The organism is Algoriphagus sp. UBA3586, from assembly GCF_002376385.1.
In the GTDB taxonomy this organism is placed as follows: Bacteria; Bacteroidota; Bacteroidia; order Cytophagales; family Cyclobacteriaceae; genus Algoriphagus; species Algoriphagus ornithinivorans.
Window position 1 is genome coordinate 177,797 of record NZ_DFMT01000016.1, and the last position, 19,332, is coordinate 197,128.

Here is a 19,332-nt window from a genome sequence, read left to right on the forward strand (position 1 = left end):
AATGCCAGATACAGCTAAAATTTCCTGGAAAACCGCCGCGGGCCTGGTGATGGCCAATATGATCGGAACTGGGGTATTTACAAGTCTTGGCTTTCAACTCCTTCAGGTTCAAAATACCTGGTCAATCATTCTTTTGTGGGTAATTGGAGGTATCATGGCCTTAATCGGCGCTTTGATATATGCTGAGTTGGGAACTCATTTTAAGAAAAGTGGAGGTGACTATATTTTTTTATCGGAAACCCTGCATCCTTCCATCGGCTATTTATATGCTTGGGTTTCTTTAACTGTAGGATTTTCTGCTCCTATCGCTATAGCTGCCATGGCAATGAATAACTATTTAAACCCTATCATTCGAGCAGGAATCTATCCAGGATTGGCATTTTTACTTTTTATTCCGCTTACACATATTTTCTCTATCAAGCGCTCTTCACAGTTTCAAAATCTCTTCACCCTAATCAAGATTCTATTTATTCTGGGATTAATTGGAATAGGTTTAAGTCTTTCAAATCAAATTTCCACATCTGCTTTGGATTTCTCAGGAACTTGGAAAAATGAAGTGGTTCTGCCAGGATTTGCAGTTTCTCTGGTTTATGTATTTTATGCCTACACAGGCTGGAATTCAGCTGCTTACATTGTAGAAGAAATAGATAACCCAAGGAAGAACCTTCCCAAAGCACTATTGGCTGCAACAAGCTTGGTATTAGTTCTATATGTTTTAATGCAATTGGTTTTTCTCAAACATGCTAACCAAGAGCAATTGCTGGGTCAAGTTGAAGTGGCTGAGATTTCTTTTAAAAATATCTTTGGTGAACCTGGAGCCATTTGGGTAAGCATCTTAATAGGGATTCAATTAATAGCCACCATATCTGGATATGCTTGGGTTGGACCAAGAGTTACGTATGCCATGGCCAAAGATTTTAAAATCTGGAAGCCTTTATCCAAAACAAACTCAAAGGGAATTCCCGTTAGAGCTATTTTAATCAATACACTTTTCAGTCTAATCCTTTTCTTAAGCGGTTCTTTTGAGCAGGTAATGATCTACGCTGGATTTATTCTACAAATTATGGGAACCATCACAGTTTACTCTTCTTTGAAGGTTTCTAAATCCAAGGGTTTTCGCTCTCCTTTCAAACCCGTTCTTCAGTATTGCTATATTGTCTTTAGTTTGTTTGTTTCAGGATATATTTTTTGGGAGAAACCAAAAGAAAGTCTTGCCGGGTTGATCCTAATTCTAGCAGGTTTAATTCTGTTTAAAGTCGATAAAAAAACCGGCACTAGGCCGGTTGTAGATCAATGATAATGTTGTTGGTAGTAATCTTGGTAAGCTCCCGAGGTCACATGGTCTAGCCATTCCTCATTGGCCAAGTACCAATCAATGGTGATATCTATTCCCTCATCAAACTGCAAACTTGGCTCCCAACCTAGCTCGTTTTTGATTTTGGATGAGTCAATGGCATACCTCAAATCATGACCAGCTCTATCTTTCACAAATGTGATCAGCTTCTCAGAAGTACCTTCTTCCCTACCTAGCTTTTCATCCATTTTCTTGCAAAGCAGACGAACGATATCAATATTTTTCCACTCGTTGAATCCACCGATATTGTACGTTTCCCCTGCTTTTCCTTGGTGAAATACTGTGTCAATTGCTCGAGCATGATCCTTCACAAACAGCCAATCTCTGACATTTTCCCCTTTTCCATAAACTGGAAGCGGTTTCATATTCTTGATATTGTTGATGCAAAGTGGGATCAACTTCTCAGGAAAATGATTTGGTCCATAATTGTTAGAACAATTTGAAACAACCGTTTTCATTTTGTAGGTATTTGCATAGGCCCTCACAAAATGATCAGAAGCTGCTTTGGAAGCCGAATAAGGAGATTGAGGATCGTAAGGTGTGGTTTCTACAAAATACCCTCCATCATGCAGTGATCCATAAACTTCATCTGTGGAAACATGGTAAAATAAGTGCTGATCCAATTCGCCTTCCCAGGCTTTTTTAGCAGCATTCAATAGATTAACTGTTCCAAAAACATTGGTTTTCACAAATGCCAAAGGATCAGATATTGACCTATCTACATGAGATTCTGCTGCAAGGTGGATTACATCGGTAATGGCGTGTTTTTCAAATACTTTTTCCAATTCCAAAGCATCCTGAATATCAACCTTCTCAAAGTAATAATTGGAAGCATTTTCTACAGCCTTTAGATTTTCAAGATTGCCGGCATAGGTAAGGGCATCCAAATTCACAATCTTATAAGAAGGATATTTCTCTACAAAAAGTTGTACCACATGGGAACCAATAAATCCAGCTCCGCCAGTAATTAAAATTGATTTACTCATTTATAGTTTTTTTATAATAATCTAGGTACCAATCAGTAAATGCCTGAACTCCATCTTCAATTCTTGTATCAGGTTTATATCCGGTATCTCTGATCAAGTCAGAAACTTCTGCGTGTGAAGCAGGAACATCACCAGGCTGTAAAGGTAGAAGTTCCATTTTCGCCTTTTTGCCTAGTCCCTTCTCGATTGCCTTGATATAATCCATCAACAATACAGGGGAGGAATTACCAATATTATACACTTTATACGGGGCCCTCCCACTTCCTGGATCTGGGTTTTGAGGGTCAAAATCAGGGTTGGGTCTTGCAGGTCTATCAGCTACTTTAAGAATACCTTCCACTATATCATCAATATAGGTGAAGTCCCTTTTCATCTCTCCGTGATTAAAGACTTTGATGGGCTCCCCTTTCAAAATTGCCTCGGTAAAAAGAAATAAAGCCATATCTGGTCTACCCCATGGACCGTAAACGGTGAAGAAGCGTAAGCCAGTAGTAGGTATGCCAAATAAGTGACTGTATGTATGAGCCATCAATTCGTTGGATTTCTTTGAGGCTGCATACAAAGAGATAGGATGATCCACCGAATCAGAGGTTGAAAAAGGTAATTTTTCATTTGCACCATACACTGAACTGGAAGATGCATAAACCAAGTGTTTGACTGGATAATAGCGACAACATTCCAAAACATTTAGGAATGCAATAATATTACTTTGAATATAAACTTCTGGATTACTTAAAGAATACCTTACACCTGCCTGTGCCGCAAGATGGATTACAACATCAAATTTTTCAGCTTTAAAAAGTTCAGACAACTTCTCTTTCTCCGTTAAATCAAGCTGTATAAATGAATATTCTGGATACTTATTAGACTGAAGTACTTTTCCATAGTTAAGCTTTTCCTTTTCAATGCCCATATGCTCCAAACGAGCGTATTTTAGATTGATATCATAGTAGTCGTTGATCGAATCCAAGCCTACTACCTGTTCTCCCTTTTCAATCAGTTTTTTTGCAACATGGAATCCAATAAAACCGGCTGTACCGGTGACCAAATACTTCATAGGGAAAAATAACTATTCATTATTAATTCAAATATATACTATTCACTTTTCTCAACCTCTTCAATCAAGCGTTGATAATTAGAAAATATTTCTTGATGAAGCTTCGTTCTCTCATATTTTTCACTGATTTCTTTAAAAAGGTTTGCGGCCAGTAATTGCATTTTATCTCTTTTTACGAATGCAAATTCCAGTGCTTCTCTTAAAACCTCTTCATTTTTTACAGGAAAAATTAGCCCATTTTTTTGCTGGCTAATGATATCTGAATTACCAATTATATCAGAGCAAATCACAGGCAGCTGCATCGCTCCTGCTTCCAACAAAACATTGGGAAAGCCTTCTCTATGGGAGGCATGAACCAAGACATCTGCCAAAGCCATGTAATGAGCTACATGATCAGACCAGTCTATTTGAACTATCCTTGGATGATCTTGGATGGTCTGAATTATTTCCGGGGAGAGTGGATTTAAATCTTGTTCAAAACTGCCTAACAAAACCAATTTTGAACTGGACACTATCTTTGAAGCCAAAAAAGCCCGAACCAACTCCTCAATACCTTTGTCTTTGACAAGCCTTCCTACAGCTAAGATTAAGAAATCATCTTCTCCTGGTAAGATTCTCATCGTTGCGGCAACTAAGTGATTTTCCTTTAGCGCAGACCGATTGTATTTAGCTAAATCCACTCCATTAGAGGAGCCACTTCCAATTACTTTTAATTTACGCTCAGAGCAGAGCTCCTTTTCAATAACGAAATTTTTTAGGCCATGAGAATTAGGCCATACCTCAGTAGCATTTGAATAGGTCCATTTTTCAGCACTTTCTAAAAGTCCTTTTTTTTGACCCTCGGCAGCCATGGCAGGAATGCCCGCTAAAGTATGAATCCGAATTTTGACACCCGCTAAATTTGCTGCTATCATTCCAAGCAAACCTGCCTTGGGTGTATGTGTGTGAACTATATCAGGTTTCTCAGTTCGGAAAAGTTGGTACAATTTCCAAACGCATTTTAAATCCTGAAATGGGGTGATTTTTCTTGTAAAAGGGATGGTTATGTGCTTAACCCCTTCTCTTTTTTCGACTTGTGGAATTTCTTTACCATCAGAACTGACCGCAATTACCTCCCAACCCTTGTCTTTCATATATTTCATTTGCCCTGAAAGCAAAAGATTTAAAGAAAGAGGAACTGTTGTAATACGAATTAATTTCGGCATCAGTAGCTATTATAAAAACGCAAAGGCAGGTTTTGAAACAAACCTACCCGCTTTTGTGCAATTGCAAGGCCAAAAATAGTCATGTTAATGGAATATTCTACCATTAAAGCAGTGGATTCAATCTTAAAGCTTAATTAACTTTTACCAAGCTTGTAAAAAAAGTAATTGATATCATTTTCAGCTTTCTCTTAAGTATCTATTAATAAATAGCGCATTTAATTACCTTTAATGAAGATTATTTGCTAAAAATTGAAAAATTCATGATCACGGATAAAAAAATAGCAATCATAGGCTGTGGGAATTTAGGAACTTCTATCGCCAATGGCTTATTGGAAACCCAAGGCTTCGTTGCAAAGAATCTAACTTTGACGAAGAGGTCAATCGGTAGTCTATCTTCCTATTCCCGATTGGGAGTCACTATCAGCTCTGACAATATTACTGCTGCTCAGGAGGCTGATTTGGTGATTTTAGGGGTGAAACCCTACAATGTCACTCCTATATTAAATGAAATCAATGAGGTTCTGAACCCCAGAAAACAAATCATTATTTCCTTGGCAACTGGAATAAGCCTTGAGGAAATGTATAAAACGCTGGACTCTCAGACAGTATGTTTCCGTGCTATGCCCAATATTGCAGCAGATATTCAAGAATCGATAACCTGTATTTGTCAAAAAAATGCAAATCCAGAACAAATTGAATTGATTGAAAAGCTCTTTAATTCGATTGGATTTACTCAAACCATCGATGAAAATTTAATGGAAGCAGCAACAGTCTTGGGTGCATGTGGAATTGCTTATGTTTTACGCTTTATGAGAGCTATGATTCAAGGAGGTATTCAAATTGGATTTGATTCTGTAACTGCCAGTAAAATTGTCAATCAAACTGTGAAGGGTGCTGCCGAACTGATGATACAGAAGAACATGCATCCTGAAGCAGCAATAGATAAAGTGACCACTCCCAAAGGATGCACTATCGTAGGACTGAATGAAATGGAACATCAAGGCTTCAGTTCAGCAATGGTCAGGGGGGTAATTGCCAGCTACGAAAAGATTGAAAAACACTAAAAAATCACGCTTTAAAAAGAAACCGAAGAAAATCTTCGGTTTTTTTTATGTCAATTTTTGTCAAACAGAAATTAATCAAAAAATAACCAAAAAAATAAAAATGCCGTTTGGAGGGCATCAGCCATACTTCTTGTATTAAAAAACAATCATTTCTATGAATATTTATATTTATTGAAAAAGAAAGAATTTTTGATGTGTTTTTCTTTTGAATATTTTTATTAGATTTGTCTCGGGTGATAAACAACTTTTGCTATTCCTTTTTAAAAGAACCAATTTTTAAAGGAAGGACTGTTTGGTACTTTTTCCTCCTTCCTTTTATGAAATAGAATTTCTGCTCTGAAAACCTTCGCTATAACGAAGGTTTTTTTCATAAAAAAACCCTGTCATTTTTGGTGACAGGGTTCTTCATTTTTGGTCAGAAATATTAATCAAAAATCTCTGCAAGCTTATTTTCAAGACTAGGTCCGCGTAAATCTTTGGCAATGATTTTACCATCAGGATCCAACATGTAAGTGGCTGGAATGGCATTGATTTGATAGGTCTCTGCAGCTTTGGAATTAAAATACTGAAGATCTGAAACATGAGTCCAGGTCAGACCATCGTCTTCAATGGCTTTCAACCAGTCTTCTTTGGTTCTGTCTAAAGAGACTCCAAATACTTCAAAACCTTTATCTTTATAAAGATTGTACATTCTTACAAGGTTAGGATTTTCCTGACGACAAGGCTTACACCAAGCAGCCCAAAAATCAATCAGTACATACTTTCCTTTCATATCAGAAAGCTTTACCATTTCTCCTTGAGGATTAGGCAATTCAATTTCAGGAGCAGGCTGCCCTACAGATAACTTTCTCATTTCATCCAGCTGTTGCTTCAGCTGAAGTATTGATTTGGTATTAGGATAATTTTCATTAAGATCAGACACAAGATTGTCTAAAAATTGAAAATCATTTTTCGGATTAAGTAATCCCACAGCTGCAAGAGAGGCAAAGCTATCTCCCATACTTTCTATAGTCGCTTTTACTTTTTCAGATTGCTGAGCTTCCAATTCCATTGCCTGCTCTTGGATACTTCGGATAGCATCTGAGTTATTACTACTCATGGCTTCATAATAAGCTTCGTTTAGCTTATTCACTTCAGCTTGATAATCATTCATCAGCTTTTCCAGTTTGAGCATCTCCTGAGAGTCTTGAGAACCCTCGATTTTAATTTCCTCTGGTTTGGAGAAATCATAGTAAACCTGCACGTTTTCATCCAAAAGAGCTAGCCTTACTGAGCGTTGACCATAAAGATTCAATTCATAAAAGGTAGGAGAATCAACAGCTACCTCATATTCAAATTCCCCTTTTGAATTAACCTCCAAGGTATCTAAAACCTTTGGTCTTGATTCCGTAAACTGAGAAAGAACCACCACTCCTGCCGGAGCATTTTCAACTTTCCCCGAAACAAGGACTTTTCCATCCGTATTAGACTGTCTGCTTCCACAGGAAACCAATATTGTGAAAACAGCCAGAAAACTTAAGCTGAGTATTTTTTTCATATTAATTGTCTAGAATTTTTGTCAATAATTTAGTGGCGACTTTTGGATCTGCTTTTCCTTGAGACTTTTTCATTACCTGTCCCATAAACATCCCCATCAATCCCTTTTTACCTGATTTATACTCCTTTACCTTAGAAGCATTTTCACTGATCACACTTTCGACTATAGGCAACAAAGAATCTTCATCGCTTTCCTGGATCAAATTTAACCGCTGAGCAATTTGAAGAGGACTTTCTTCAGATTGATTAAGCATTTCAGGATAAATCTTTTGCTGAGCAGCTGTGAAGCTAACATGCCCCTCATCAATCATCTCAATCAATTCTCCCAACTTGGTAGCCGGAATCGGAAAATCTGAAATTGAGACTCCGCTTTCATTCAAATAGGACTTAATCGGTCCCATCATCCAGTTGGATGCCGCTTTATAATTGGAAGTGATTTTACAAAGATTATCAAACCATAAGGCAATGGATCTTGATTCTGTTAAGAAACTTGCATCATAATCCGGAAGCCCATAGTCTTTGACAAACCTGGCTTGCAGTTCACGAGGAAGCTCTGGCATCTGTTCTTGAATGGAGCTCAACCATTCTTCAGAAATCACCACCGGACTCAAGTCAGGCTCAGGAAAATACCTGTAATCATTTAAATCTTCCTTGGTACGCATGCTGGCAGTTGTACCCGAATTGGCATCAAAAGTTCTTGTTTCAGAGACAATTTCCTTGCCTTCTTCCAACAGCCCGATTATTCTTTCATGCTCGTGCTCAATAGCCCGAAAGACATTTCTGAAAGAATTCATGTTCTTCACTTCGACTTTTTTCCCAAGTTCTTTGGCGCCCTTGAGCATGACAGATACGTTGGCATCGCATCGAAGAGATCCCTCTTCCATGTTTCCATCACATATTTCTAAATATTCAACGAGCTTTTTAATCTCTGTCAAAAAAGCATAAGCCTCTTCCGGGCTATGCATATCCGGTTCAGAAACGATTTCAATTAATGGAGTTCCAGCTCGGTTAAAATCCACCAAAGTATCTGTTTCACCTGCCAAGTGAATTGATTTACCGGCGTCCTCTTCCATATGTACCCGATTGAGTCGGATATCTCTTTTGGTTCCGTCTGAAAGCTGAATAGGTACTGTTCCACCCACGCAAATAGGCCCTTTATCTTGGGTAATTTGATAGCCCTTAGGCAAGTCTGGATAGAAATAATTTTTTCGGGAGAAAATATTAAATCGCGTGATTTCAGAATTACAGGCTAACCCCATTTTCACTGCATACTCCACCACCTTTTTATTGATCTTTGGTAATGTGCCTGGATGCCCTAGGGTAATTACAGATATTTGAGTATTAGGAAGATTACCGTATTCAGTAGAATCGGCTGAAAATATTTTACTCACAGTCTGCAATTGGGCATGAACCTCCAGCCCAATTACCAACTGATATTTATTTCTTAAATCTTCGCTAATCATATTTACTTATTCAGCGCTTATAAAAACATTTGCTTTGCCTTGCTAATCACGTCTGGAAGGCCTTCCAATTTTTTGCCACCTGCTGTAGCAAAGAAAGGTTGACCTCCTCCTCCACCCTGAATCTCCTTGGCTAATTCACGGACAATTTGACCTGCATTCAAGTTTTTAGATGATATCAAATTTTCGTCCAAAATAACTGCTATTTGCGGTTTTCCTTCGATTTCTGCTGCAAGAATTACAAATGCATCAGCTACTTCATTTTTCAATTCATAAGCCAATTTCTTCAAGGAGTCTGCATTCGGAAGGCTAATTTGGGCCAAAAGAATTTTTGCTCCATCCTTTTCTACAAATTGCTTCAAAAGATCTGCTTTAATTCCTGAGGCTTTCTCTTGATATAATTTATCCAGCTCGCTCTTCAATTCAGCTTTTTCCTGCAACAAAGATTCCACTGCTTTTTTCAAGTCTTTAGGATTTTTTAACAGGTCCTGAAGTTCTTTCACAAGATTTTCATGAGCTTTCAGATATTTCTCTGCTTCCAAAGAAGTAATAGCCTCGATCCTTCGAACCCCTGAAGCTACAGATCCCTCTGAAAGAATCTTGAATAGCCCAATTTGTGCTGTGGAAGGAACATGAGTACCACCACAAAGTTCGACTGAGAAGTTTGGATCAAAGGTGATTACTCTCACATAATCCCCATATTTTTCACCAAACAAAGCAGTTGCGCCCATTTGCTTAGCTTCTTCAATAGGGACATTTCTTTTTTCCAAAAGCGGGATATTTTCTCGAATCTTGGAATTAACAATGTCTTCAACCTGAGAGATTTCTTCTTCAGTCATCTTAGCAAAGTGGGAGAAATCAAATCTCAGGATTTGATCATTCACTAAGGAACCTCTTTGCTGCACATGATCTCCTAGCACCTGTTTAAGAGCAGATTGCAACAAATGAGTAGCAGTATGATTATTCATAGTTAAGGACCGCTTGCCCTTATCCACCTCAGCTGAAAACCTCAAACTTGGGTCCGTCGGCAGTTTTTCAACGAAATGAACAATCAGATCATTTTCCTTTTTGGTGTCTACTACTCTTATTTTTTCCGATTCAGATATCAAATAACCGGTATCCCCTACCTGACCGCCACTTTCTGCATAAAATGGAGTTTTGTCCAGCACCAACTGATACTTATCTCCTTTTTTATCCTTTACTACCCTGTATTTGATGATGTGGGAATAAGCCTCAGTAAAATCATAACCTATAAAGTCCACACCTTCATCATCATGCACTGAAACCCAATCTCCGGTTTCGGACTCTGAAGCTGCTCTAGATCGATTTTTTTGTTTTTCCATCTCAAAGGCAAAGCCTTTTTCATCCAGTGAAAAACCCCCTTCTCTTGCAATTAAAGAAGTTAAGTCCAGTGGAAAACCATAGGTATCATATAATTCAAAGGCAGTTTTTCCTGAAATCACGGTTTCATTTTGAGCTCTCAAGTCCGCCTTGATTTGATCCAGCATCTTTAAGCCTTTATCCAAGGTTCTCAGAAAAGATGTTTCCTCTTCCTGAATCACTTTTGCAATAAACTCCTGCTGTTGCTTTACCTCTGGAAAAATCTCCCCAAAGTTGGTTGAGATCAATGGGCTCAATTCATATAAAAATGGCTCCTGGAAATCCAAGAAAGTATATCCATACCTCACAGCTCTTCTGAGAATTCTTCTGATCACATAGCCAGCCTTATTATTGGATGGCAATTGTCCATCTGCTATGGTAAAAGAAATTGCTCTGATATGGTCGACGATAACCCTAAATGCAATATCAGTTTGCTCATCTTGCCCATACTTTTTCCCAGATTTACCTTCCAAAAAAGAAATGAAAGGCATAAACAAATCCGTGTCATAATTGGACGACTTATGCTGTATTGCTCTTACAAGTCGCTCGAAGCCCATTCCAGTATCAACATGCTTGGCAGGCAATTCCTTTAGACTTCCATCAGAAAGTCTGTTGTACTGCATAAACACCAAGTTCCATATTTCAATGACTTGAGGGTGATCATTATTTACCAGATCCTTACCGGCAACTTGCTTTCTTTCTTCCTCAGAGCGCAAATCAATGTGGATTTCTGAACAAGGACCACAAGGACCTGTATCTCCCATTTCCCAAAAATTATCCTTTTTGGTGCCCATGATGATTCTATCTTCTGGAACAATTTTTTTCCAGAAATCATAGGCCTCTTGATCCATTTGTAAATTGTCATCCTGGTCACCTTCAAAAACAGAAACATATAATCTGTCTTTTGGTAATTGATACACCTCAGTCAGTAATTCCCAAGCCCATTCAATAGCTTCTTTTTTGAAATAATCTCCAAAGGACCAATTGCCCAGCATTTCAAACATGGTGTGGTGGTAAGTGTCCACTCCGACTTCTTCCAAATCGTTGTGCTTTCCACTTACACGAAGACATTTTTGTGAATTGGCTACTCGGGCGTATTTAGCTTGCTCATTCCCTAAAAAAGCATCTTTAAATTGATTCATCCCTGCGTTTGTAAACATCAGGGTAGGATCATTTTTAACAACTATTGGAGAAGAAGGAACAAACTGATGCTGTTTAGACTGGAAAAACTCAATGAATGTACTTCGGATTTTTTTTGCTTCCATGAAGTTTAGACTGCGCTTAAGGTGTTGAATATTGGATACAAGTCCGCTAAAATCGGCCTTTTATTTTGGGACACAAAATTAGTACAATTGGCGGGCTATCGCTAAGGGTGCGGACAAATTCTACAATTGTTTCAAAATAGGAGGCTAAAATTCCAAAATCAAACTCAGAAAAATGAAATAAACAGGATACTAGTTTTGTTCAATCCTTCCGAAGTACAAAATCAAGAAAGAAATAGTCAAAATCAGTATTTCAATCAATCTCTAATTTTAATCTTCAAAGCTTATCGGATAGCGGTAATTCATGAATTATTCATTTCTAAGCTCAAAAATCTTTTTTACTTTCAGGTAAATTTTAATGCTATCAAACCACAATGACCTACCTATCAAAAATCACTTCCCCTACTCTGTTGATCGATGAGAAAAAATGCCGGGCAAATATCAAACGAATGGCAGATAAAGCTGCTCGGCATGAAATGAAACTTGCTCCACATTGGAAGACTGCTCAATCTAGAGTTATTGGGACTTGGGCAAAGGATTTTGGAATCAAGGAAATAACAGCTTCCTCAATCAAGATGGCTGCTTATTTATGTGGTCAAGGATGGGAAAATATCCATATAGCTTTTCCTTTTAATCCATTGGAGATAAAAAAGCTGAATGAATTAGCCAAAAATCAAAGCCTTTCTGTTCAATTGGTAAACCCAATCACTACTCAAAAATTAGTAGACCAATTGTTTGAAAAAGTAGGTTTCTTCATAGAAATAGATGCCGGATATGGCAGAACAGGCGTCAAAGTTTCAGATTTTGGCCTGATAGAAGAAATCTTGAGAACAGCTAAGAAGTCCGATAAGCTATATTTCAAAGGTTTTTACATCCACGCAGGCCATTCCTATTATAAGCCAGACATTCCAGAACTATATGAGGAAACCAGAAATGCATTAGGCATGCTGAAGGCCAAGTATCGATCTGAATATCCCCAACTAGTTACTCGAACAGGAGACACTCCCGGTTGTGCAGTGATGGAAGATTTCGGAGATATCGATGAAATGGGACCTGGAAATTTTGTCTTTTTTGACCTAATGCAGGCCAATCTCGGAGGTTGTTCAAAAGAAGAGATAGCTGTTGCTCTAGCAGTTCCAGTAGTTGATATTAATAAAGAGAGAAAAGAAGTGCTTGTTCATGGTGGAGGGGTACATTTGGCCAAAGATGTGTTGAAAGAGCCTGATGGCACAAATAACTTCGGCGAAGTGGTACATTTGGAAGAATCTGGTTGGAAAATTTCTGAATCAAGCGAAAGGTCTTATTTGAAAAGTATTTCTCAGGAGCATGGTATTATCAAGGCTTCAGAAAGCTTTCTTCAAAAGGTGAAAATTGGAGATGTGATAGGAATTCTTCCTGTTCATTCCTGTATGACAGCAGACGCTATGGCTTCTTATTTGAGCTTGGATGGTCAGACAATAGATCATGCTGAGGGAGACTGTTAATGCAGTTATTTGATGATCAAATGACCTAAAAAATCAATCAAAACCAATTTTACGATTATTAGTTATCATTTTGATTGAATTGTGAATGAAGACTGTTGGGTCAACTTCCTCCTTCCTAATTCCTTAATTCTCTACATGATAGCCTAATAATAAAGGCTAAAAATAAAAATGTATTAATGAGCAGCATTTCACCTCTCTTTGAAGAATTTTCCTCTTCAAAAAACATCCTCAACCTGATTGAAACTGAATTATGCGATGGGATATTACAACTCACACAAAATTCGAATTGGGAGGAAAAAAGCAATATATCGCTTAAAAATCTTTTAGGCTTTCCTATTGGAAAGAATTATCCCGGTTTTTTTAATCTCGTTCAGCCTTCAGATCTCACGGCATTTTTGGATGCAGTAGGAAAAATTTCTTCTGAAAGAGGAGGGAAAATAAATTTTATACTCCGAGCCAAACATGCAAATGGCAAACGTCTTCATCTCCAACTTATTGGACAGAGATTAAACGCAGACTCTCCGGATTTGTTATTTTTCATTAAAGACCAAACTGCGAAAATTGAGCAGGAGGACTTGACTTTTCAATGCAACTTAGCTTCAAAAATCGGATACTGGAACATTGATTTAGAAACCCAAAAGCCCTATTGGAGCCGAGTAACCAGATTGATACATGAAGTACCTGATGATTTTCAACCTGACCTGAAAACTGCGATAGATTTTTATAAAGATGGGCATAGTAAAGAATTAATCCAACGAGTTGTAAAAAATGCTCTTGAAAAGGGAGAACCTTATGATGTAGAACTCATCCTTTTAACATACAATAAAGAGGAAAAGTGGGTCCGGGCCATTGGACTTCCAGAATTTGCAGATGGAAAATGCATTAGGTTATACGGGACTTTTCAAGACATCCACCAACGTAAAATCAATAGACTTAAACTCCAAGCTGAGCAGGCAAAGTTTAAAAACGCTATTGAGGGTACCAATCTCGGAACCTGGGAATGGAATGTTCAAACTGGCGAGACGGTATTTAATGAAAGATGGGCTGAAATAACAGGATACACACTTGCCGAATTAGCCCCAATTTCCATAGAGACATGGACTAAATTGGCTCATCCTGAAGATTTAGAAGTTTCCTCTAAAAAACTTCAAGACTGTTTTGAGAAAAAAACAGATTTTTATGAATGTGAGGCCAGAATGAAGCATAAAAACGGGCATTGGGTTTGGGTGTATGATAGAGGAAAGGTGTTTTCATGGACTGAGGATGGCAAGCCTTTGATGATGTTCGGAACTCATCAGGATATAACTGAAACCAAAAATGAAATTGAGCATCAAGCCATTTTTATTCAGCAGGCACCGACATCTATTGCGATGTTTAACAAAGAAATGAACTACCTCTCCGCTTCTTCTAAATGGATTCGAGACTATGGATTAAATGGTAAAAAAATCATCGGAAATTCCTTTTTTAATACTTTCCCAAAGTCGACTCAAAACTGGCAGGAAATTTTTGAGGATAGCTTAAAAGGCAATTCCCGAAAAAAAGACGAAGAAAAGTTAGTTTATGAAAATGGGGAAATTCAATGGATTAAATGGGAGTGTAAACCTTGGTATAATAAACAGGGGAATATTGGTGGTGCATTGATGTACACCCAGGATATCACTAAGGTCAAAGAAACAGCTGAGCAACTGAAAATTTCCATGTCTGCTTTTCAAAGAAATTTTGAGAATGCGGGGATTGGGATGGCTATTGTGTCTATCGAAGGACATTGGAAAAACGTCAACGACAGACTATGTGAAATGATAGGATACAGTCGTGAAGAACTTTTGAAGCTTACTTTTCAGGATATCACCCATCCCGAAGATCTCAATGCTGATTTAGAATTATTGTATGAAACCATAAGAGGAGAGCGACAAACATATCAGATTGAAAAAAGATATTTTCATAAAAACGGAGAAGAAATCCATGCACTGCTTTCCGTATCAGCTGTAAGAGATACAGAGGATAAATTACTTTATTTCATTTCTCAGATTATCGATATTACCGATTTGAAACATGCCCAAGCTCAAATAGAAAAATTATTACAGACCAGTGAAGATCAAAACGAGCGTTTAAAGAATTTTGCCCATATCGTATCCCATAATCTTCGTTCCCACAGTGGTGGAATGGTTCAACTTTTGGAGTTCTTAGAAATAGAAAGTCCGGAATATTTTCAAAATGAATTGGTCAAATTGCTCAAACAAGCATCCGACAACCTTAAAGAGACTATTGAGCATTTAACACAAATAGTCAATGTTAATCTCCAATCCTCCTATCCCAAAAAAGCAATTATTTTGTATGATGTGGTTGAAAAAACCCTTCAAAGCTTACAAATGACAAGTCAAAAATCAGACGTGAAGCTGATTAATGAAGTAGATCCCGCTTTGAAAGTAATGGCAATTCCTGCATATTTGGATAGTATAGTGCTGAATTTTCTTACCAACGGCATAAAATACCAAGATCCTGACAAGAATAGTTTCGTAAAAGTTAAAACAATTATCCACCCTGATACCATAGAAATTCAGTTTGAAGACAATGGACTGGGTATAGATTTGGAAAGATATTCAAACTCATTATTTGGAATGTACAAGACTTTTCATAAACATGATGATTCGAGGGGCGTAGGACTTTATATAACCAAAAACCAAATCGAAGCTATGGGTGGAAAAATTGAAGTAGAGAGTAAAGTAAGAGTAGGAACAATTTTTAAAGTTTTTTTAACCAAAAATTAAATCATGATTGACCTAGCTTGTTTAATTGAGGATGATCCTATTCATGTCTTTCTTACAGAAAAATTTTTAGGCGCCAGTGGAAAAGTGAAGGAACTCATCCGCTATGCTAATGGAGAGGAAGCTTATTTTGCACTCAAAGAAAAATTCGAGAAAAAAACACCTTTACCTGAATTAATCCTATTGGATCTAAATATGCCAATTTGGGATGGATGGCAATTTTTAGAAGAGTTTACGAAGTTAGCTATTGAAAAAAAGATTTACATTTTCATTCTGACAAGCTCAATTGACAGTCAGGATGAACTTAAAGCTCAAAAGTATGGGATGCAGGATTATTTTAGAATTAAACCAATCACTGCGAATATGGTGACAGAAATATTTGACATGATGGATTAAGAGATCTGTCAATTGATAAAATAAACTATCCCAAGCTTTACTGTCCAAGTACTTCTCTGACCAAACTGCCTTTGAATCTCAGGATTCAAACCCAATTGATCGAGTAATTTCCATTGGAGTCCGGTACCCACATTGAATGTATGGAGATTTACAGGTGGATTCTCACTCAACTCAAATACTCTCTTATAATACCCGTATCCTGAAGAAGCGTACCATTGATATTTTTTTTCCGTCAAATAATACCGTGCATCTAAATTTACCCCAGTCGCTTTTCCTGTTGCAGGTAAATACACAGATACACTGGGACTAACAGATAAATAATGAACAGGAAAATATTCCCCCGATATATTCATTGCGAAAAACCCGGGTTGAAATCTAAAATCATAGCCCTGAGATATCCTCCACTGCTTTTGATACTGAGCATGAACGCTCAAGGAAATTGTAATTGCGATCAGCAAGAAGCCAAATTTCTTCATGATTTTTAACCTTAAAATTGGAAGTCTCTGGTCAATGGTTTTCGGTTACCTCTAAAATCAAAAGTGTACATAATATTCAAGCGAATAATATGTCTGTTCCGGTAAATACCCAAAGTGGATGTCGGACCATAAGTCCACATATGTCCTCCGAAAAACATGAGGTTGTTGTAGGTATAACCAATTGCCGTGTATAAACGATTTTCTTCAAAAATATTCAGCTTAGTTTTGCCGGTTTCAAAGAATATCTCATTGGACGGTGCAATAAAAAATGTCTTATTCTCCATTTTCGGCTTATTCAATGGAACATAAGCCGTGATTTTATAGCGATACCTATTGGTAAAATCATAGTCATCACCTACGTTATTTAAACGCTTGAATCTATGCTCAAATCTAAATTGATGAAGTACTTTTACCCTACCAACTCCCTGCGTAAGCAACCATTGATGCCAAATCCTTGGTTCCAAGACAGAGGTCTCAAATTCAGGATTTCCCGGTTCGGGTGTGTAATTCCAAACTAAGGTCGGACCGAAAGTAACCTCAAAATTGTCTGTAAATAAATAGGTCATTCCGAAACGGTTATAAACCTGCCCCATTCTACCCACAAAATCACTTCTGTTGTCTATACTACTTCTCCTTCGATAGTGATTTTCCTGATACCACCACCACTTTTCTGAGAGCCTCAATTTGAGATACAATCCATTCCAGAGCTCAGTTGTAGCGGGTAAACCTTGAGGCTCTGTAACAGGAGAACTTTGAGCCAAAGCCAAACCAAAAGAGGTTATAAAGAATATCAGGATCAGACTTAACTGAAGGATCCTATTGATCAATCTTTTCATTTTATTGAAGCCCTAGTAATTGTTCTAATTTTGAAATGGTAGCTCTTTTATTGATGCTTCTTTCTATGCTTTTGGTATCTTGATCCACTAAGGACACCATCTTAGAGGAGAGCGTTTGAATTTTCTGAATCCAAACTGAAAGTTGTTTAGAATTCCTTTCCTGCATCAATTGGGTTTGGTAATATTCCAACAGACGTTCGTAAGCATCGTATAACTTGGGCTTAATTCTTTGATTGTAGCGGCTATAAGTAAATGGATTAAATACCTCTTCTTGATAAAGCTCGTCAACCTGCTGGGAGTAGCTATCCAACTCCAATAATTCAGGATAATTAGAAATAAGGATAGAAAGCAAATCCAGTATGTTTTGACCTATCGCCTTCTTCTTATCAAATTCCTGCTCCTTCGCAAAATCACCCGTCAGCTTTTGTAATGTTTGGGTATATAATTGCTCATATACTGCTTTGATATATTCATTAGCAAAGTCCTCCTGATAGAGATTTCTTGTTGCCTCAGACTTTTGAGCAATTTGCTTTTCCAGATCAAGCAATTCAGAATCCTGCCTAATCACGAATAATGATTCATCTACCAAATCCTGCTGCTGATCAATCAATTCTGATATCTGTGTCAACCAGGAATCCAATCCTCTAAAGAAGCCTTTTGAAAATTCCTCTTTAGAAAAAGACAAGGATCTGCTTACACTTTCTCCACCATAAGTGAAATTGATTGGGATCTCTTTTTGAAACTTATTTTCCAGAGATTTTTCCAACAATGACACATCATGATATTGAATATCCTTTGTTTCCAGAAGTTTGACCAACTCTTCCAAACCTTTCAGTCTATTTTCAAGATCGCTGTGAATTTGATAAGCATAAGCCATAGACTCTGAGGAGTTTTTATTCAGCACAAAGGAATCATCACCGAGATAGGTTTCAATTTTGGAGATGAGACTTTTATAGCTTCCCGGAATAGTCTCTATCAGCCTCTGCTGAGTGCGGTTAAATTCATACACCATCCTTCTGGTATGCATTGGGTAATCAATCAATTGCCCTGCTGCATTCACATAGGAGGATTCAAACTTTAAAAGTTTACTCAGAAATTCTTTTATAAATTGATTCCCTGCATTTTGAGATATTGCCTCTTCTGAGTCACTTAAAAATCCATCTCGGTAATCCAGATTAAAAACCCTATCTGCAACTCTAAATCCGGTATTTTTCCCTTGATCCAATAAATTAAGCTTATCTATGGTTTCAAAATAAACCTTGTCCATGATCAATTGGTCAGTCTTCAAGTCCCTCTTGACCATCCCGATTAAAAAGCCGTTTAAGTAATTCCGGACTTCTGAAATGAGCTTATCCCCTTCTTTATAAACTATTACCCACTCTCCATCCATCACTCCGTTTTCAAGCAGTTTACCTCTTATAAACTCGGCTCTGCCATTGTTTCTAAATTGAATTTCAAGTTTTTCAGAAAGGTCTCCTTTTTTAAAAAGTAATTGATCAGAAAATGCCCTTCTTACCTTTCTTGGGCCATCTACTGAATATTCCTCATATACCCAATTCCCTGAGGGCACTCCTTCTTCGTAATTAGCTCTTAATTCAATCAGAGTTCCACTTAAATCAGCAACTAGCTCAAGGTCCTTTACATCCCTTATTGTGACTTTATAATCTTCTGTGAGGTAATTCCATTTCTGGGCTTTCTTATTCCTATCATAGGCACCTTCTACCAAAACCTTTAAGAGCTCATCCTTTTGAGGCAACTTTTTAGATTGAAATTTAAAATCTCCATCTAAAACCACAGAATCTTTATCGAAAGAATAAAATTCAAAGTCAGCTTTTCCCTCAAATCCTCTCCATGAGTAAGCACCACTATAAATCTTTTTTTCCTGTCCCCAAATGTCATTACTGTATAAAAGGGCTAAAACAAGAAAGCATCTTGAAAACTTCATAGGCCAATTGAATCAAGAATATCACCAGAAACTAAGTTTTAAAAAACCTCAGCAAACTCAATTAGTTCCTGCATATTAATTTTTCTGTGTTCCTTTAAAAAAGGGTTATATAATTCCCCCGGTATA

14 protein-coding genes are annotated in these 19,332 nt (G+C 37.5%); 5 read left to right on the forward strand and 9 right to left on the reverse strand.

The window, feature by feature from the left end:
- The first annotated feature begins 1 nt into the window (after position 1).
- Complete coding sequence (locus B2906_RS05360) at positions 2-1,297, forward strand: APC family permease (protein WP_286935835.1); 1,296 nt, start codon at positions 2-4, stop codon at positions 1,295-1,297.
- On the opposite strand, the gene rfbB is transcribed toward B2906_RS05360, so the two are convergent.
- The 3 genes from rfbB to B2906_RS05375 are packed head-to-tail and all read right to left on the reverse strand — an operon-like array spanning position 1,291 to position 4,602.
- Positions 1,291-2,340: a dTDP-glucose 4,6-dehydratase gene (rfbB, locus tag B2906_RS05365; protein WP_286935836.1), complete on the reverse strand. Its 1,050-nt coding sequence runs from the start codon at positions 2,338-2,340 to the stop codon at positions 1,291-1,293. The genes B2906_RS05360 and rfbB overlap by 7 nt on opposite strands.
- Positions 2,333-3,397: an NAD-dependent epimerase gene (locus tag B2906_RS05370; protein WP_286935837.1), complete on the reverse strand. Its 1,065-nt coding sequence runs from the start codon at positions 3,395-3,397 to the stop codon at positions 2,333-2,335. The genes rfbB and B2906_RS05370 overlap by 8 nt, the downstream gene beginning before the upstream one ends.
- Positions 3,398-3,435: 38 nt before the next feature.
- Positions 3,436-4,602, reverse strand: coding sequence for a glycosyltransferase family 4 protein (locus tag B2906_RS05375; protein ID WP_286935838.1), 1,167 nt, complete (start codon positions 4,600-4,602; stop codon positions 3,436-3,438).
- 260 nt (positions 4,603-4,862) lie between these two features.
- Between B2906_RS05375 and proC the strand changes: the two genes are divergently transcribed.
- A complete protein-coding gene (gene proC / locus B2906_RS05380) occupies positions 4,863-5,666 on the forward strand; it encodes a pyrroline-5-carboxylate reductase (RefSeq protein WP_286935839.1) in 804 nt (267 codons plus the stop codon).
- Between the two features lie 424 nt (positions 5,667-6,090).
- Here proC and B2906_RS05385 read toward each other — a convergent pair whose 3' ends face one another.
- The 3 genes from B2906_RS05385 to alaS are packed head-to-tail and all read right to left on the reverse strand — an operon-like array spanning position 6,091 to position 11,307.
- The gene (locus B2906_RS05385) at positions 6,091-7,203 is read right to left on the reverse strand and encodes a TlpA disulfide reductase family protein (protein WP_286935840.1); all 1,113 of its coding nucleotides are present in this window, start codon (positions 7,201-7,203) and stop codon (positions 6,091-6,093) included.
- Between the two features lies 1 nt (position 7,204).
- Positions 7,205-8,665, reverse strand: a complete 1,461-nt coding sequence (gene gatB / locus B2906_RS05390; RefSeq protein WP_286935841.1) for an Asp-tRNA(Asn)/Glu-tRNA(Gln) amidotransferase subunit GatB — start codon at positions 8,663-8,665, stop codon at positions 7,205-7,207.
- A 17-nt stretch (positions 8,666-8,682) separates the two neighbouring features.
- A complete protein-coding gene (gene alaS / locus B2906_RS05395; RefSeq protein WP_286935842.1) occupies positions 8,683-11,307 on the reverse strand; it encodes an alanine--tRNA ligase in 2,625 nt (874 codons plus the stop codon).
- Positions 11,308-11,678: 371 nt separating this feature from the next.
- Between alaS and B2906_RS05400 the strand changes: the two genes are divergently transcribed.
- The 3 genes from B2906_RS05400 to B2906_RS05410 all read left to right on the forward strand — a co-directional run bounded on the left by B2906_RS05400 (position 11,679) and on the right by B2906_RS05410 (position 15,949).
- Complete coding sequence (locus tag B2906_RS05400; protein WP_286935843.1) at positions 11,679-12,788, forward strand: alanine racemase; 1,110 nt, start codon at positions 11,679-11,681, stop codon at positions 12,786-12,788.
- Between the two features lie 176 nt (positions 12,789-12,964).
- The gene (locus tag B2906_RS05405; RefSeq protein WP_286935844.1) at positions 12,965-15,556 is read left to right on the forward strand and encodes a PAS domain S-box protein; all 2,592 of its coding nucleotides are present in this window, start codon (positions 12,965-12,967) and stop codon (positions 15,554-15,556) included.
- A 3-nt stretch (positions 15,557-15,559) separates the two neighbouring features.
- The gene (locus B2906_RS05410; RefSeq protein WP_286935845.1) at positions 15,560-15,949 is read left to right on the forward strand and encodes a response regulator; all 390 of its coding nucleotides are present in this window, start codon (positions 15,560-15,562) and stop codon (positions 15,947-15,949) included.
- Positions 15,950-15,957: 8 nt separating this feature from the next.
- Here B2906_RS05410 and B2906_RS05415 read toward each other — a convergent pair whose 3' ends face one another.
- The 3 genes from B2906_RS05415 to B2906_RS05425 are packed head-to-tail and all read right to left on the reverse strand — an operon-like array spanning position 15,958 to position 19,206.
- On the reverse strand, positions 15,958-16,425 hold the full coding sequence (locus B2906_RS05415; protein WP_286935846.1) for a hypothetical protein: 468 nt from the start codon (positions 16,423-16,425) through the stop codon (positions 15,958-15,960).
- An 11-nt stretch (positions 16,426-16,436) separates the two neighbouring features.
- Positions 16,437-17,261 (reverse strand): DUF2490 domain-containing protein, encoded by an 825-nt coding sequence (locus B2906_RS05420; RefSeq protein WP_286935847.1) that lies wholly within the window; start codon positions 17,259-17,261, stop codon positions 16,437-16,439.
- Between the two features lies 1 nt (position 17,262).
- Positions 17,263-19,206, reverse strand: a complete 1,944-nt coding sequence (locus tag B2906_RS05425) for a hypothetical protein (RefSeq protein ID WP_286935848.1) — start codon at positions 19,204-19,206, stop codon at positions 17,263-17,265.
- Positions 19,207-19,332 lie beyond the last annotated feature (126 nt).